Here is a 16,881-nt window from a genome sequence, read left to right as displayed (position 1 = left end):
TTGGAAGGCAGCTTCACACACATACGCCAGAGACCACCGTGAACTGCCACCGAAGCGGTCGCAGCCCGTGTTTTCGGAGGTTTTCCGGCTACAGGCAGGGTCTTTGTGAAAATTTCATCAAAGGTTCGTGATTTTGAGCATGCTTGTTGCATTCGTTACACGCCAAGTCGGCACGCTACCTGCACTGCAGGGTGAATGCGACAAATAACAACAGCGGCATCGGATAAACCAGGGAGTTTCACAAGCCGTACTTTGTATTTATACAAACATGACGGTTTCGAGACAGCGCTGGCGTTGTACGCCTCTATAAAACGGGCGTGATTTGCGACATGGAGACAACTGACAGCGACATGGCCATAAAGTTACCGATAGGTTGTTTCTGCCCATATCGCCAAGAATAGTCCGCGTGATATACATTTTCGCCGACATAACAAGAAAGAGCCGGCCCTATAACTAAAACACTTGGGTGCGGCGGTACTCTTCCTAAAAACCAAAGGAGCAAATCACGATGCGCGTGATGAAGTGGAGCATGATCGCCCTGGCCGTAGCGGCAGGGACTTCGCAGATGGCTGTCGCCTCTTCGCAGGATGAGTCGAAAGGTTTCGTCGAAGACAGCAAGCTGAACGTCAAGATGCGTAACCTGTACTTCAGCCGTGACTATCGCAACACCGAGTCGGCCGGCAACAAACTCGCCGGCCTGCGCCACGACCAGCGCGAATGGGGTCAAGGCTTCATCGGCACCTTCGAGTCGGGCTTCACCCAAGGCACCGTGGGTGTAGGCGTCGACGCCATCGGCCTGCTGGGCATCAAGCTTGACAGCGGCCGCGGCTACTCGGGCACCGGCCTATTCCCTACCGGATCCGACCAGCGCTCCCAGGATGACTACTCCAAGGGTGGCGCCGCCGTTAAATTCCGTATTTCCGACACCGTCCTGAAGGTCGGCGACCAATTTACCGCCCTGCCGGTGTTCGCCACCGATGACAGCCGCCTGCTGCCCGAAACCGCGCAAGGCGCATTGCTCACCAGCAATGAAATCAAAGGCCTGACCCTGCATGCCGGCCGCTTCAAGAGCATGAGAGCCCAAGCGGAAACCGACCGCGACAGTATCAGTGACGGTCTGGGTCGCCGCGGCCTGAAGGAAGCAGACGTCTTCGGTGGCTCCTACGCCTTCACCGACAGCCTGTCGACCAGCCTCTATTACTCCAAGGTCGAAGACTACTGGCGCAAGTACTACGCCAATGTCAACTGGGCATTGCCGATCTCGGACAAGCAAGGCCTGGTGTTCGACTTCAACATCTATGACACCAAAGGCGAAGGCGACAACCTGTACCGCGCCACCGCCGACGGCGACAAACTCGACAACCGCGCCTACAGCTTCTCCGGTGCGTACAATATCGGTGCCCACACCTTTACCCTGGCTTACCAGAAAGTCACCGGTGATGGCGAATATGCCTATGGCATCGACGGTGGCGGCAGTATCTTCCTGGCCAACTCGGTAGCCCGTTCGGACTTCAACGCCGAAGGCGAAAAATCCTGGCAGGTCCGCTACGACCTGAACTTCGCCGAGTTCGGCGTACCAGGCCTGACCTTCATGACCCGCTACGTCCGCGGCACCGGCGCCCACACTGCCGACACCAACGACGGCAAGGAATGGGAACGCGACGTGGACATCAAGTACGTCCTGCAGGAAGGCCCGGCCAAGGATCTGAGCTTCCGTGTCCGCCAGGCTACCTATCGTTCCTCCGACGCGGTCTACTCCAACTCGCTGGACGAACTGCGCCTGATCGTCGAGTACCCACTGAGCATCCTGTAAACCCAGGTTTGCGACGCCCCAAGATGAAGAAGCCCGGCGATCGCCGGGCTTTTTCTTGGCTGACAGAACCGCGCCAGTGCTGCATTCTGTACGCTTTCGTTTCGCCCCCGTACAATGCGGGGTCATTTCACATTCAGGCAATCGACACGGCTCACCATGCGCACCAGTCAATATTTGCTCGCCACCCAGAAAGAAACCCCGGCCGATGCAGTGGTCATCAGCCACCAGCTCATGCTGCGTGCCGGCATGATCCGCAAGCTGGCCTCCGGCCTGTACACCTGGTTGCCAATGGGCCTGCGGGTAATGCGCAAGGTCGAAGCCGTGGTACGCGAGGAAATGACCGCCGCCGGCGCCCTCGAGGTGCTGATGCCGAGCATCCAGCCGGCTGAACTGTGGCAGGAATCCGGCCGCTGGGAGCAGTACGGCCCCGAGCTGCTGCGCCTGAAAGACCGCCACCAGCGCGAATTCTGCGTCGGCCCGACCCACGAAGAGGTCATTACCGACCTTGCGCGCAACGAGCTGTCCAGCTACAAGCAGCTGCCGCTGAACATGTTCCAGATCCAGACCAAGTTCCGCGACGAGATCCGTCCGCGCTTCGGCCTGATGCGCGGCCGCGAGTTCATCATGAAGGACGCCTACTCCTTCCATGCCGACCAGGCTTCCCTGCAGGAAACCTACGACCGCATGCACCTGGCGTACTCCAACATCTTCACCCGCCTGGGCCTGGACTTCCGTCCGGTGCAGGCCGACACCGGTTCGATCGGTGGCAGCTACTCCCACGAATTCCACGTGCTCGCCTCCTCCGGTGAAGACGACGTGATCTTCAGCGACAGCTCCGATTACGCCGCCAACATCGAGAAAGCCGAAGCCATTCCCCGCGAAACCGTGCGCCCGGCGCCGACTGAAGAGTTGCGCCTGGTCGACACCCCGAACGCCAAGACCATCGCGCAACTGGTGGAAAACTTCGGCCTGGCGATCGAGAAAACCGTAAAAACCCTGATCGTGCACGGTGCCGAGGAAGGCAAGCTGGTCGCGCTGATCGTCCGTGGCGACCACGAGCTCAACGAAATCAAGGCCACCAAGCTGGAGCAGGTCGCCGACCCGCTGGTGATGGCCACCGACGCCGAGCTGCGTGCCGCCATCGGTGCCGGCGCAGGCTCCCTCGGCCCGCTGAACCTGCCGCTGGAGTGCATCATCGACCGCTCGGTCGCCCTGATGAGCGACTTCGGCATCGGCGCCAACATCGACGACAAGCACTACTTCGGCGTGAACTGGGAACGCGACCTGCCGGTTCCACAGGTCGCTGACCTGCGCAACGTGGTCGAGGGCGACCCGAGCCCGGACGGCCAGGGTACCCTGGTGATCAAGCGCGGCATCGAAGTCGGCCACATCTTCCAGCTCGGCACCAAGTACAGCGAAGCACTCAAGTGCCAGGTACTGGGTGAGAACGGCAAGCCTGTAGTCCTGTCGATGGGTTGCTACGGCATCGGCGTGTCCCGCGTGGTCGCCGCCGCCATCGAGCAAAACCACGACGACAAGGGCATCATCTGGAATGACGCCCTGGCCCCGTTCCAGATCGCCCTGGTGCCGCTGCGCTACGAAACCGATGTGGTCCGTGAGGCTACCGACAAGCTTTACGCCGAACTGACCGCCGCAGGTTTCGAAGTCCTGCTGGACGACCGCGACAAGAAGACCAGCCCCGGCATCAAGTTCGCCGACATGGAGCTGATCGGCATCCCACACCGCATCGTCGTCAGCGACCGCGGCCTGGCCGATGGAAACCTGGAGTACAAGCACCGCACCGAGTCGGAGGCCCAGGCACTGCCGCTCAATGAAGTGCTGACCTTCCTGCAGGCCCGCATCCGCCGCTGATAACCCGTTACGCGAGTGATCATGTCCAAGCGAAGTACCTACACCCTGGGGGGCGCCGCACTGTGCGGCGCCCTGCTCCTCGGCGGCTGCGCCAACCAGATGTCCCAGCGCAGCGATCATGAGGAGCGCGTCGAGCGCAAACTGCTCGAGCACAGTCTGCAGATCGATGTCGGCGAGCCGAAGGTGATGGAGCTTCCGCAGCGGCGCGTGCGCATTCATGAGCTCAAGCGTTTCGAAGTCACCGAGTTCGAAGTCACCCGCCGCTACGACCGCTACACCCCTTACCAACCCTGGCGGGAGATCTACGAGATCCCGCTGGGCGCGGTGGCTGTGGTGGCGGGCATCAGCGCCAACGTGGCCAATGTGTTCGCTTTGGGCAACCTGCCGGACAGCATCACCCACGACTGGCTCAGCTATGGCGTGGCGGGCGTCAACCCGTTCATGAACGTACCGTCCAACGGCCGTGCCCAGCAGAACCTGGCGGGCATCGACGAAGTCGAGAAGGGCAAGCGCGAAGAGTCCATCAGCCTGCCGTGGAACGAGCGCCTGGTCGAAGTCAAGGCGGGCAAGATGACCCACGAGCTGACCACCGACAAGCATGGCGTACTGCGCCTGAACCTGCTCGACAGCCCGTTCTCCGAGCAGAACCTCAACCATATCGGCACCCTGCACCTGCAGGTGGTGGATGAGGAAAACCAGGTACGAGGCGATGCCAGCTTGCTGGTCAGCGGCAATTTGCGTGGCAAGTTGCTCGAGGCCCACGAGCTGATTTTCGATGACCTCGAGGACGACGATGTCGGCCAGTGGGTACATCGGGTCAAGCGCCTGTCGGAACTGGGCCTGGAAGAAGAGGCCAGCGAACTCGAACAGAGCCTGATCGAACTGACGCGCAACGATCCTGAGCTGCAGCAGGAGTTTCTGCAGGCACTGACAAAGGCCACCGGGCGACTGGTTGCCGATCCGGGCGTGCAGTAAAACGAGAAGGGGCCGCTTGTGCGGCCCCTTCTTCTTTATATGTCCCGAAACAACTCCAACTGCTCAAGCGCCCCACGCAGGTCCCGCAGCCTCACCCCTACTCCCAGCAACCGCACCGGCTTGCCACCTCGGGCAAACGCCTGGCTGAGCAACTGCCGGTAGCTCTCCAGGTCTCGCCCCGCCCCCGCCTGCTCCAGCGTGGTCTGGCTGAAGTCATGGAACTTGACCTTGACGAAAGGCTTGTCGGGCCGATAGCTGCTATCCATGCGCGCAATCCGCTCATTCAGACTGGCGAGCAGGTCAGGCAGCTTCTCCAGGCAACTGCTCAGGTCAGGCAAGTCATGGTCGTAGGTGTTCTCGACACTAACCGACTGCCGCCGACTGTCGTTGTGCACCGCACGCTCGTCGATCCCTCGCGCCAGCCCCCACAAGCGCTCGCCGAAGCTGCCAAATTCGCGCACCAGCGCCAGCCTCGACCAGTCGCGCAATGACAGGCAAGTATCGATCCCCAATCGCGAAAGCTTATCCGCCGTCACCTTGCCAACGCCATGCAAGCGGGCAACCGGCAAAGCCGCGACAAATTCCTCCACTTGGTCAGGGGTAATGACGAACAACCCATTGGGCTTGCGCCAATCGCTGGCGATCTTGGCCAGGAACTTGTTCGGCGCCACGCCTGCGGACACCGTAATATGCAGTTGTTGGGCGACCCGACGACGAATGTCCTCGGCAATCCGCGTAGCGCTGCCGGCAAACCATTGGCTGTCACTGACATCCAGGTAAGCCTCGTCCAGCGACAGCGGTTCGATCAGCTCGGTGTAGTCCCGGAAGATCGCGTGAATCTCGCGGGACGCCTCACGGTAAGCCTCGAAACGCGGCTTGACGATTTCCAGGTCGGGGCACAGTTTCATGGCATGCCCCGATGCCATCGCCGAACGCACGCCATAGGCGCGCGCCTCGTAGTTGCAGGTGGCGATCACGCCACGCTGACCTGGCTGCCCACCCACCGCCATAGGGCGACCGACCAGGCGCGGGTCATCGCGCATCTCGATGGCGGCGTAGAAGCAGTCACAATCAATGTGGATGATCTTGCGCAAGGACATGGATGACAGCCACTACTGTAAATTCATACAGATATTACCGTACGGCCAACGGACGAGACAGCCTGGACCGGACAATCGGCCTGCAAGCCCCGTCGCCACTGCGCTGCGGCGCGATCTGGCACGCTAAGGGTTTGAACGAAAAAGGTTTTTCTTGAGGAAATGCTTGACAGGCAAGGGAAAATCCGTAGAATTCGATCTCACAGGCGCGGGATGGAGCAGCCTGGTAGCTCGTCGGGCTCATAACCCGAAGGTCGTCGGTTCAAATCCGGCTCCCGCAACCAGATTCAAGAAAAGGCCACTGTTCATACAGTGGCCTTTTTTATTGCCTCTATATTCACACCGAAAGAAAAACCCACGAAAAATCAAGTAGTAACGCTTGACAGCGGTTGGGAAATCCGTAGAATTCGATTCCACAGGCGCGGGATGGAGCAGCCTGGTAGCTCGTCGGGCTCATAACCCGAAGGTCGTCGGTTCAAATCCGGCTCCCGCAACCAGATTCAAGAAAAGGCCACTGTTCACGCAGTGGCCTTTTTTATTGGCCGCAGTTTTCCAATCGCAACCAAAGTCATATCAAGCCTTGACAAGCCATGGCAAATGCGTAGAATGCGCCCCTCTGACGCGGGATGGAGCAGCCTGGTAGCTCGTCGGGCTCATAACCCGAAGGTCGTCGGTTCAAATCCGGCTCCCGCAACCATATTCGTCAGAACAAACCCCGCCTGTCGCAAGACAGTGCGGGGTTTGTTGCATTCAGCCCCTACCCTTTCGATTCCTCCTCGCCAAGCCCTGGTTCCAGCCCTTGTAGACGGCTGAATGAACTATCTTTAACTATCCTGAAACAGATTAAGCCGCTGGCGCGGAGTAATATTCGGATACGTTTTTCCAAAGGGACTTTCACTTGGCCGCACCTTGCCTTCACCTCGCGCGCTGCGCACGAGGCACTCCATGACCGCCCCCACTCCCGAGCCCCAGGCACCGTTGACCACGGCCTTGCCGGCGGCGGCGCAGCGCTTGCCCTGGCTGGAACGACTGAGCAAGTACCGTCAGCCGCTGGGTTTGGCGCTGACATTGCTGTTGTTCGCCATGGGCCTGATTGCCTGCCGCCATCTGTTGAGCGAACTGGATATCTACGCCCTGCATGATGCGATGCTCAGCGTACCGACCCAGTCGCTGCTCGGCGCGCTGCTGGCAACGTTGGCCGGCTTCGTGATCCTGCTCGGTTACGAATGGTCGGCCAGCCGCTATGCCGCCGTGCAACTACCACCCCGCACCCTGGTGCTCGGGGGTTTCAGCGCCTTCGCCATTGGCAACGCGATAGGCCTGTCGATGCTGTCGGGTGGCTCGGTGCGTTATCGCCTCTATGCCCGTCAAGGTTTGGGCGCCGCAGAGGTCGCGCGCATGACGGTGTTCGCCAGCCTTTCGCTGGGCTGCGCGCTGCCGCCGCTGGCGGCACTGGCCACCCTGAGCGACCTGCCGGCAGCGGCAACGGCGCTGCGCTTGCCTGCACCGCTGCTGGGCGGGATCGCCGTCGCCGTGCTGGTCGCGGCGGTCGCCCTGGTCATGGGCCTGTACCGCCGTCGCCTGCCTGAGCAGCCGCTGGCCGACAACCTGCTGGTGCAGTTCGGGCGCCGCACCCTGCGCCTGCCAGGCGCGCGCCTGACTGCGTTGCAACTGCTGATCACCGCCCTGGATGTCGCCGCCGCGGCCACCGTGCTTTATTTGATGCTGCCTGAAGCCCCACCCTTTGGCGCGTTCGTGTTGGTCTACCTGCTTGCCCTCGCCGCCGGGGTGCTGAGCCACGTGCCGGGTGGCGTCGGGGTGTTCGAGGCGATCCTGCTGGCCGCGTTCGCCAACCAGCTGGGCGCGGCGCCACTGGCGGCCGCCCTGCTGCTGTACCGGCTGATCTACGTGGTGCTGCCGTTGCTCGTGGCCTGCGTACTGCTGCTGGCCAACGAAGCCCGTCGGCTGATGGTCGCCCAGCAGGCGATCCGCGCAGCCTCGGGCCTGGCCGCGCCGGTGCTGGCGATCCTGGTGTTCCTTTCCGGCGTGGTGCTGCTGTTCTCCGGCGCTACCCCGGAGATCGACAGCCGTCTGGAGCACATGGGCTTCCTGATCCCACACCGCCTGATCGATGCCTCGCACTTCGGCGCCAGCCTGATCGGCGTGCTCTGCCTGCTGCTCGCCCAGGGCCTGCGCCGGCGCCTGTCGGCTGCCTGGCTGCTGACCACCGTGCTGCTGCTGGTGGGCGCGGTGCTGTCGCTGCTCAAGGGCTTCGACTGGGAAGAAGCCAGCCTGATGTGCTTCACCGCTGCCCTGCTCGCCCTGTTCCGCCGCTCGTTCTACCGTCCCAGCCGTCTGCTGGAGCTGCCGTTCTCGCCGGTGTACCTGGTGGCCAGCGCCTGCGTGGTCGGCGCCTCGGTATGGCTGCTGCTGTTCGCCTACCAGGACGTGCCCTACACCCACAAGCTGTGGTGGCAGTTCACCCTTGATGCCGATGCGCCGCGGGGCTTGCGCGCCGCGCTGGGCAGCGCCGTGCTGCTGGTGATCGTCGCCCTGACCTGGCTGCTGCGCACCGCCCGGCCCGTGATCCATCTGCCCAGCGAAGACGAGCTGCAGCGCGCCAATCGCATCCTGCTCGCCTCCGACCAGCCCGATGGCGGGCTGGCCCTGACCGGTGACAAGGCGCTGCTGTTCCACCCCAACGACAACGCCTTCCTGATGTATGCCCGTCGCGGCCGCAGCCTGGTAGCCCTGTACGACCCGATCGGCCCGGCCCAGGAACGCGCCGAAATGATCTGGCAGTTCCGCGACCTGTGCGACCTGCACCATGCCCGCCCGGTGTTCTACCAGGTGCGTGCGGAGAACCTGCCTTTCTACATGGACATCGGCCTGACCGCGATCAAGCTCGGCGAGGAAGCGCGGGTCGACCTGCGCCGCTTCGATATCGATGCCAAGGGCAAGGAGATGAAGGACCTGCGCTACACCTGGAACCGCGGCGGCCGCGACGGCCTGGCCCTGGAGATCCATGAGCCTGGTCACGCCCCGCTGGAGGCACTCAAGGAGATCTCCGACGCTTGGCTGAGCGGCAAGAACGTGCGCGAAAAAGGTTTCTCCCTCGGCCGCTTCAGCCCCGAGTACCTGCAGCATTTCCGTATCGCGCTGATCCGCTTTCAGGGCCGCCCGGTGGCCTTCGCCAACCTGCTGGAGACCCACAGCAACGAGCTGGCCAGCCTCGACCTGATGCGCGCGCATCCGGAAGCTCCGAAGCTGACCATGGAGTTCATGATGGTCGGTCTGATCCTGCACTACAAAAGCCACGACTACGGCCGCTTCAGCCTGGGCATGGTCCCCCTTTCAGGCTTGCAGCCGCGGCGTGGCGCCCCCTTGACCCAGCGCCTGGGCTCGATGGTGTTCCAGCGCGGCGAACAGCTCTACAACTTCCAGGGCCTGCGGCGCTTCAAGGACAAGTTCCAGCCGGACTGGGAACCCCGCTACATGGCCGTGCCAGCCGGGCTCGACCCGTTGGTGGCACTGGCTGACACCGCCGCCCTGATCGCTGGCGGCCTGACTGGATTGGTGAAACGTTGATGATCCGACGCTATTGGCTGTACGTACTGATTCCCCTGTTGCTGGCCGTGCTGGCCGGTGGCGCGGCCTTCTGGCTGTGGACCCGCCCGGCCCCCGAGGCACGTCTGGAGCACCTCACGCTCGACGACGGCAGCGCCCTGACCCGCGCCACTCCCGGCGTGCATGCCAAGGCCCGGGTGGCCATCGGCGTGCCCCAGGACCAGGCCCTGACCGACAAGCAACTGCTCGACCTCAGCCAGGCCGGCGAGGCCCAGCTGGTGCAGGTGGTCCTGCCGCCGGCCGACTGCGCCAAGCAGCAGGCCGCGATGGACCAGGCCCTCGCTCGACTGGCCGACAAACCGACCCTGGTTGCCGGTATCGGCCCAGGCGCCGCCCAGGCCTGGCGCTGGCTGGCCGCGCAAGGCGACGACAAGGCACGAGCCATCTCGGTGGATTTCACCGTCGAGCAGCCCGGCTGCCAGGCCGCCTTGCCCAAGTCCGCCGCCCATGGCCACTGGAATGTGGCCTGGAACGACAACCCGGATGACGCCAGCGCCGCCTTCGTGCGCGACCAGGCCAACGCCGAGACCAGCATCGCCGACTACGACATCCACCTGCCCCAGGTACTCAAGGCGCAGTTGACCCAGGCCCTGGTCGGTCACGATGGCAACGCCCTGGCCATCCCGGTGGTGGAAGTCCCGGCCGGGCAGACCACCGACACCGTCACCCTGTTCCTTTCCGGCGACGGCGGCTGGCGCGACCTGGACCGCGATGTAGCGGGCGAGATGGCCAAGCTTGGCTACCCGGTGGTCGGCATCGACACCCTGCGCTATTACTGGCAGCACAAGACCCCGGAGCAAAGCGCCGCCGATCTCTCCGAGCTGATGCAGCACTACCGCCAGAAATGGGGTACCAAGCGTTTCGTGCTGACCGGCTACTCGTTCGGCGCCGACGTGCTGCCGGCTATCTATAACCGCCTGTCCGCAGACGACCAGAAGCGCATCGATGCGGTGATCCTGCTGGCGTTCGCCCGCAGTGGCAGTTTCGAGATCGAGGTGGAGGGCTGGCTCGGCAAGGAGGGCCAGGAAGCCCCAACCGGGCCGGAGATGGCCAGGTTGCCGGCGGCGAAGGTGGTGTGCATCTATGGCGTGGAAGAGACTGACGAGAGCGGCTGCACCGACAAGACCGCCGTGGGTGAGCGCATGAAACTGCCTGGCGGCCACCACTTCGACGAAAACTACCCGGCGCTGGCCAAGCGTCTGATCGGTGAGATCGAGACCCGCCAGGGAAAGGCCAACGTCGCTGAGAAATGATAGGGAAAGGGGCCGCTTTACGGCCCATCGCGGGGCAAGCCCGCTCCCACAAGGATCACACAAGCCTTGTGGGAGCGGGCTTGCCCCGCGTTGTTTGTGCCATCAGATCTCGACCTGCGTCCCCAACTCGATCACCCGATTGAGTGGCAGGTTGAAGAACCGCAGGTTGCCGTTGGCATTCTTCAGCAGGAACGCGAACAGGTTCCCGCGCCAGCGCGACATCCCCTCCAGGCGCGAGGCGATCACCGTCTCCCGGCTGAGGAAATAGGTGGTGCGCATCGGGCTGAAGTCCAGCTCATCCAGGTGACATAACTTCAGCGCCGCCGGTACGTCCGGTTCGTCCATGAAGCCAAAGTGCAGCAGCACCCGGAAGAACCCGTCACCATAGGCCTCCACCTCGAAACGCTCATGCTCCGGCACCCGCGGCCGGTCCTCGCTGACCACCGTCAGCAGCACCACCTGGCTGTGCAGCACCTGGTTATGCAGCATGTTGTGCAGCAGCGCGTGGGGAACGGCATCGGAGCGCGCGGTCAGGAACACCGCAGTGCCCTCGACCCGATGCGGCGGCTGCACGCGGATGCTGCTGATGAACAGCGGCAACGGCAACGCGCCTTCATCGATGCGCTCGACCAGGATCTGCTTGCCACGCTTCCAGGTACTCATCAACACGAACAGCACGAAACCCGCCAGTACCGGGAAAGCGCCGCCCTGCACGATCTTCGGCACGTTGGCGGCGAAGAACAGCCCGTCGACGAACAGGAAGCCCAGCAGCAGCGGTACCGCCAACACCGGCGGCCACTTCCACAGCAGCAGCATGACCGCCGAGACCAGGATGGTGGTCATCAGCATGGTGCCGGTCACTGCCACGCCGTAGGCCGCCGCCAGGGCGCCGGAGGACTCGAAGCCGATCACCAGCAGCACCACGCCGACCATCAACGCCCAGTTCACCGCGCCGATATAGATCTGCCCCTGCTCGTCGCTGGAGGTGTGCTGGATCTGCATGCGTGGCACATAGCCCAGCTGGATGGCCTGGCGAGTCAGCGAGAAGGCCCCCGAAATCACCGCCTGGGAGGCGATCACCGTGGCCATCGTCGCCAGGCCCACCAGCGGCAGCAACGCCCAGGATGGCGCCAGCAGGTAGAACGGGTTGCGTGCCGCCTCGGGGTTCTGCAACAGCATGGCGCCCTGGCCGAAGTAGTTGAGCACCAGCGCCGGCAGCACCAGGGCGAACCAGGCGCGGGCAATAGGTTTGCGGCCGAAGTGGCCCATATCGGCGTACAGCGCCTCGGCACCGGTCAGCGCCAGCACCACCGCACCAAGAATGGCCACGCCCATGCCGGGGTGGACGATGAAGAAATTCAAGGCCCAGCCCGGATTGAACGCCTTCAGCACCTCCGGACTCTGCGAGATCCCATGCACGCCCAGCGCTGCCAGCACCAGGAACCAGGCGACCATGATCGGGCCGAAGGCCTTGCCGATCTTTTCCGTGCCGTGCTTCTGCACCAGAAACAGCGCCACCAGCACCACCAGCGCAATCGGCACCACCCAGTGATCGATACCCTCGAACGCCAGGCCCATGCCCTCCACCGCCGACAGCACCGACACCGCCGGGGTGATCATGCTGTCGCCGTAGAACAGCGAGGCGCCGATCAGGCCGCAGCCGACCATCAGCATGCGCAGCCGCGGATACTGCGCCGTGGCCCGCCGCGCCAGCGCGGTCAGGGCCATGGTGCCGCCCTCGCCCTGGTTGTCGGCACGCAGGATGAACATCACGTACTTGAACGAAACCACCCACAGCAGCGACCAGAGGATCAACGACAGGATGCCCAGCACCCCGTCATGGTTGACCTGTACGCCATAACCGCCGGTAAAGACCTCTTTGAGGGTGTACAGCGGGCTGGTGCCGATATCGCCATAAACCACCCCAACGGCCGCCACGAGCAGGCCCAGCGGTCGTGCCGCTCCCTGCTTCCCCGCGTGCCCGCCTTCGGCATGACTGCTTGCCTGAACCATCGACCACTCCCGCAGACGGCCTGTTAGACCGGTTGAATGCCTACCCGCGCCGGGCCCTACCGGATACCCCGGCGCAACGGCGCGAAGCATAGCGCAGCGTTCGTCGTATTTCTGCTGGTAAAGCGATCTAGTGCTCGCTAGAATTGCGCACTTTTTGATCAGAGGCGCCGAAAACGCCCGCCAGGATCGCCCCCGTTACCGGCAGGGCGACCTGTATTCAATACCGAGGTTAGCCATGTCCACCACTCCCGCCACCCCAAAGGTCGGCTTCGTCTCCCTGGGTTGCCCCAAGGCCCTGGTCGATTCCGAGCGCATCCTGACCCAGCTGCGCATGGAAGGCTATGAAGTCGTGCCTACCTACGAGGATGCCGACGTGGTGGTGGTCAACACCTGCGGCTTCATCGACAGCGCCAAGGCCGAGTCGCTGGAAGTGATCGGCGAAGCCATCAAGGAAAACGGCAAGGTCATCGTCACCGGCTGCATGGGTGTCGAGGAAGGCAGCATCCGTGACGTGCACCCCAGCGTGCTGTCGGTCACCGGCCCGCAGCAGTACGAGCAGGTGGTCAATGCCGTGCACGAAGTGGTGCCACCGCGCCAGGACCACAACCCGCTGATCGACCTCGTGCCGCCCCAGGGCGTCAAGCTGACCCCGCGTCACTACGCCTACCTGAAGATTTCCGAAGGCTGCAACCACAGCTGCAGCTTCTGCATCATCCCGTCGATGCGCGGCAAGCTGGTCAGCCGCCCGGTCGGCGAAGTCCTGAGCGAAGCCGAGCGCCTGGTCAAGGCCGGCGTCAAGGAGATCCTGGTGATCTCCCAGGACACCAGCGCCTACGGCGTGGACGTCAAGTACAAGACCGACTTCTGGAACGGCCGCCCGGTCAAGACCCGCATGCTCGAGCTGTGCGAGGCGCTGAGCAGCCTGGGTGCCTGGGTGCGTCTGCACTATGTCTACCCGTACCCGAACGTCGACGACGTGATTCCGCTGATGGCCGCCGGCAAGATCCTGCCGTACCTGGACATCCCGTTCCAGCACGCCAGCCCCAAGGTGCTCAAGTCGATGAAGCGCCCGGCCTTCGAAGACCGCACCCTGGCGCGCATCAAGAACTGGCGCGAACAGTGCCCTGAGCTGGTGATCCGCTCGACCTTCATCGTCGGCTTCCCCGGCGAAACCGAGGAAGACTTCCAGTACCTGCTCGACTGGCTGACCGAAGCCCAGCTCGACCGCGTCGGCTGCTTCCAGTACTCGCCGGTCGAAGGCGCCCCGGCCAACGACCTGGGCCTGGAAGAGGTGCCGGACGACGTCAAGCAGGATCGCTGGGACCGCTTCATGGCCCACCAGCAGGCCATCAGCACTGCTCGCCTGCAACTGCGTATCGGCAAGGAAATCGAGGTATTGATCGACGAGGTCGAGGAGCAGGGCTCGGTGGGCCGCAGCTTCTTCGACGCGCCGGAGATCGACGGCAGCGTGTTCATCGACGGCGACCACGGCTTCAAGCCGGGCGACAAGGTCCGCTGCCGCATCGTCGACGCCGACGAGTACGACATGTGGGCCGAGCCCATCTGAGCGAAACCTGCCTGAAAATACCCCGCCAGCTGGCGGGGTATTTTTTTGCATCTATGTTTTCCTCAATGGCTCCGAGGATCACAGGATGTCGCCCACCATCACGCTGCACACACCTCATCTGAGCGATTACCCCGAGCTGGTCCGGGTGTGGGAGGCGTCGGTGCGGGCCACCCACGACTTCCTGCCCGAGGGCTACATCCTGCTGCTACGCGAGCACGTGCTGCGCAAGTATCTGGATGCCGTGATGCTGGTCTGCTGCAAGGACAGCAAGCGGCACATCCTCGGCTTTGCCGGGGTGGCCAACGGCCGGGTCGACATGCTCTTCGTCGCGCCCGAACACCGTGGCCAGGGCATCGGGCGGCGCCTGCTGCGCCACGCGGTGCACGAATTGAACGCCGAGCGCCTGGACGTCAACGAACAGAACCCGCAAGCCCTGGGTTTCTACCTGCATGAAGGCTTCGAGATCTATGGCCGCTCGGAAACCGACGGCCTAGGGCAGCCCTATCCCCTACTACATATGAGGCTTGTTCGTACAACGTCCTAGTACGCAAGCTCAGGAAACCACTACCCCGCTCCGAAATGGCGCAAATGACATCGATTTGCAGCCGCTACCTCGCCCAGGCAGGTACAATGAAGGCTTTCCCTACCGCGTGATGCCCGTGTCCATGTCCGAACCCATTCGTCTCTCCAAACGCCTCATCGAACAGCTTGGCTGCTCCCGCCGCGAGGCCGAACTGTACATCGAGGGTGGCTGGGTCACGGTCGACGGCGTGGTGGTCGAACAACCCCAGTTCAAAATCACCGAACAGCAGGTCGAGCTGCTGCCGGGCGCTCGTGCCGATTCACTCGAACCGGTCACCCTGCTGCTCAACCAGCAGGCCGGCCAAAACAGCGCAAGCGCCCTGGCCAGCATCAGCATGGCCAGCCTCAGCGAAGCGCACCGCGAGGGCGTGCGTCCGTTGCATGGACATTTCGCCCGACAGGCCTGCATCGTCCCGCTGCTGCCCGGCGCCAGTGGCCTGCAGCTGTTCACCCAGGACTGGCGGGTAACCCGCAAGCTCGAGGCCGACCTGCGCCGCATGGAGCAGGAATACATCGTCCAGGTCAGTGGTGAAGCCAAACCCGGCGCCCTCGAGCGCCTGGCCCGTGGCGTGGAGCGCAAGGGTGTCGAACTGCCGAAGGCCAAGGCCAGCTGGCAGAACGAGCAACACTTGCGCATCGTGCTGAAGAACCCACAACCGGGCTTGATCGAACAGCTTTGCGAAACCGCCGGCCTCAAGGTGCTGGCGATGCGCCGCATCCGCCTTGGTGGGGTGTCGATGGGCAAGCTGCCGCTGGGCCAGTGGCGCTACGTGGCCGCTACAGAACGCTTCTAGCATTACCGCCGCGCAATGACTGACGCGGCAACAGAACAGGATTCGCTGCAATGAACCACAACGATGTACTGCGCAGCCTGCGCTACATGCTCAAGGCCAACGACCAGAAAATGGCCGAGATCATCAAGCTCTCGGGCCTCGAGGTTTCCGTCGAGGCCATCGCCACCTATGTAAAAAAGGAAGAGGAACCCGGCTTCGTGCGTTGCCCGGAAAAGGTCATGGCGCACTTCCTCGACGGCCTGGTGATTCACCGTCGAGGCCGCGACGACAGCCGCCCGCCGCAGCCGATCGAAGTGCCGGTGACCAACAACACCGTGCTCAAGAAGCTGCGGGTGGCCTTCGAGCTGAAGGAGGACGACCTGCACGCGGTGCTCAAGTCCGTCGACTTCCCGGTGTCCAAACCGGAGCTGAGTGCGCTGTTCCGCAAGGTCGGCCATGACAACTATCGCCCCTGCGGCGACCAGTTGCTGCGCAACTTCCTCAAGGGCCTGACCCTTCGCGTGCGCGGCTGAGCCAAGATGCAGCATACCGTCTCGCCGGTCGGCATCGTTCGCTCCTGTTTCAAGGAGAAGTTCGCCATCCCGCGCCAGCCCCAGCTGGCGCCGGCCGCCCGTGGCGTGCTTGAGCTGCTGCCGCCCTTTGACCAGGGCGATGCCGTCGAAGGCCTGGAACAGGTCAGCCATGTGTGGTTGCTGTTCCTGTTCCACCAGGCATTGGAAGACAGGCCACGCCTGAAGGTGCGCCCACCGCGCCTGGGCGGCAACAAGAGCATGGGGGTGTTCGCCACCCGTGCTACCCATCGGCCCAACGGCATCGGCCAGTCGGTGGTACGTCTGGAGGGAGTCGAACCGGGGCGCCTGCTGCTGTCGGGGATCGATCTGCTGGACGGCACCCCGGTGCTGGATATCAAGCCTTATGTGCCGTATGCGGACAGCGTCACCGAGGCCTCGAACCTGATGGCCAGTGAGGCACCGGAGCCGATCAGCGTGCAATGGAGCGAGGGCGCACTGCCTCAGGCCCACACCCACGCACTGCGCCTGGGCGAACCGCTGGTCGAGCTGATCGAACAGTGCCTGGCCCAGGACCCACGACCTGCCTACCAGGTGCCGCCGCCCGAGCGGGTATATGGGGTGAAGTTCTGGGATGTGCAGGTGCGATGGCATTATCCGCAACCGGATGTGATCCGGGTGCTGGAGGTGGCCCCGGAGTGATGTAGCGTCGATAAGGCGCACATGCCAGGCATAAAAAAACGCAGGCCAAGCCTGCGTTTTTCTTTCAAGCCGCTGGC

The 16,881-nt window shown here is 63.3% G+C and carries 12 protein-coding genes and 3 tRNA genes; 13 read left to right on the top strand and 2 right to left on the bottom strand.

Annotated elements, in window-relative coordinates; all coding sequences use genetic code 11:
* The first annotated feature begins 508 nt into the window (after positions 1-508).
* The 3 genes from OH705_RS12470 to OH705_RS12460 all read left to right on the top strand — a co-directional run bounded on the left by OH705_RS12470 (position 509) and on the right by OH705_RS12460 (position 4,660).
* Complete coding sequence (locus OH705_RS12470) at positions 509-1,813, top strand: OprD family porin (protein ID WP_094010092.1); 1,305 nt, start codon at positions 509-511, stop codon at positions 1,811-1,813.
* A 156-nt stretch (positions 1,814-1,969) separates the two neighbouring features.
* A complete protein-coding gene (locus OH705_RS12465) occupies positions 1,970-3,685 on the top strand; it encodes a proline--tRNA ligase (RefSeq protein WP_038705582.1) in 1,716 nt (571 codons plus the stop codon).
* Positions 3,686-3,706: 21 nt separating this feature from the next.
* Complete coding sequence (locus OH705_RS12460) at positions 3,707-4,660, top strand: hypothetical protein (protein WP_031314425.1); 954 nt, start codon at positions 3,707-3,709, stop codon at positions 4,658-4,660.
* Positions 4,661-4,695: 35 nt separating this feature from the next.
* On the opposite strand, the gene dinB is transcribed toward OH705_RS12460, so the two are convergent.
* Positions 4,696-5,754 carry a DNA polymerase IV gene (gene dinB / locus OH705_RS12455; protein WP_167335925.1) on the bottom strand — a complete coding sequence of 353 codons (1,059 nt, stop codon included), beginning with the start codon at positions 5,752-5,754 and terminating at the stop codon, positions 4,696-4,698.
* A 210-nt stretch (positions 5,755-5,964) separates the two neighbouring features.
* Here dinB and OH705_RS12450 point away from each other — a divergent pair.
* The 5 genes from OH705_RS12450 (at position 5,965) to OH705_RS12430 (ending at position 10,637) form a co-directional block, all read left to right on the top strand.
* Positions 5,965-6,041 (top strand) — tRNA-Met (locus OH705_RS12450).
* 136 nt (positions 6,042-6,177) lie between these two features.
* Positions 6,178-6,254, top strand: a tRNA-Met gene (locus tag OH705_RS12445).
* A gap of 123 nt (positions 6,255-6,377) precedes the next feature.
* Positions 6,378-6,454 (top strand) — tRNA-Met (locus OH705_RS12440).
* A 248-nt stretch (positions 6,455-6,702) separates the two neighbouring features.
* Positions 6,703-9,345 (top strand): bifunctional lysylphosphatidylglycerol flippase/synthetase MprF, encoded by a 2,643-nt coding sequence (gene mprF / locus OH705_RS12435; protein ID WP_267302304.1) that lies wholly within the window; start codon positions 6,703-6,705, stop codon positions 9,343-9,345.
* Positions 9,345-10,637 carry a virulence factor family protein gene (locus OH705_RS12430; protein ID WP_038705580.1) on the top strand — a complete coding sequence of 431 codons (1,293 nt, stop codon included), beginning with the start codon at positions 9,345-9,347 and terminating at the stop codon, positions 10,635-10,637. Before mprF ends, OH705_RS12430 begins: the two co-directional genes overlap by 1 nt.
* Before the next feature lie 102 nt (positions 10,638-10,739).
* Here the strand turns inward: OH705_RS12430 and OH705_RS12425 are convergent, their stop codons facing one another.
* The gene (locus OH705_RS12425) at positions 10,740-12,650 is read right to left on the bottom strand and encodes a potassium transporter Kup (protein WP_267302303.1); all 1,911 of its coding nucleotides are present in this window, start codon (positions 12,648-12,650) and stop codon (positions 10,740-10,742) included.
* A gap of 235 nt (positions 12,651-12,885) precedes the next feature.
* Here OH705_RS12425 and rimO point away from each other — a divergent pair, with 235 nt between their 5' ends.
* The 5 genes from rimO (at position 12,886) to tsaA (ending at position 16,804) form a co-directional block, all read left to right on the top strand.
* Entirely contained in the window at positions 12,886-14,217 is a 1,332-nt protein-coding gene (rimO, locus tag OH705_RS12420; protein WP_031315328.1) for a 30S ribosomal protein S12 methylthiotransferase RimO, read from the top strand.
* Positions 14,218-14,302: 85 nt separating this feature from the next.
* Positions 14,303-14,761, top strand: a complete 459-nt coding sequence (locus tag OH705_RS12415) for a GNAT family N-acetyltransferase (protein WP_267302302.1) — start codon at positions 14,303-14,305, stop codon at positions 14,759-14,761.
* A gap of 121 nt (positions 14,762-14,882) precedes the next feature.
* Entirely contained in the window at positions 14,883-15,593 is a 711-nt protein-coding gene (locus OH705_RS12410; RefSeq protein ID WP_023631040.1) for an rRNA pseudouridine synthase, read from the top strand.
* Between the two features lie 50 nt (positions 15,594-15,643).
* The gene (locus OH705_RS12405; RefSeq protein WP_094010097.1) at positions 15,644-16,105 is read left to right on the top strand and encodes a DUF1456 family protein; all 462 of its coding nucleotides are present in this window, start codon (positions 15,644-15,646) and stop codon (positions 16,103-16,105) included.
* Positions 16,106-16,111: 6 nt separating this feature from the next.
* Positions 16,112-16,804 carry a tRNA (N6-threonylcarbamoyladenosine(37)-N6)-methyltransferase TrmO gene (gene tsaA / locus OH705_RS12400; protein ID WP_023631042.1) on the top strand — a complete coding sequence of 231 codons (693 nt, stop codon included), beginning with the start codon at positions 16,112-16,114 and terminating at the stop codon, positions 16,802-16,804.
* The last annotated feature ends 77 nt before the right edge of the window (positions 16,805-16,881 follow it).

Origin of the sequence: Pseudomonas sp. BJa3 (assembly GCF_026343815.1) — a bacterium.
GTDB lineage: Bacteria > Pseudomonadota > Gammaproteobacteria > Pseudomonadales > Pseudomonadaceae > Aquipseudomonas > Aquipseudomonas soli.
Note: the sequence above shows the minus strand (reverse complement) of the source record. Positions and strands in the feature narration are given on the sequence as shown.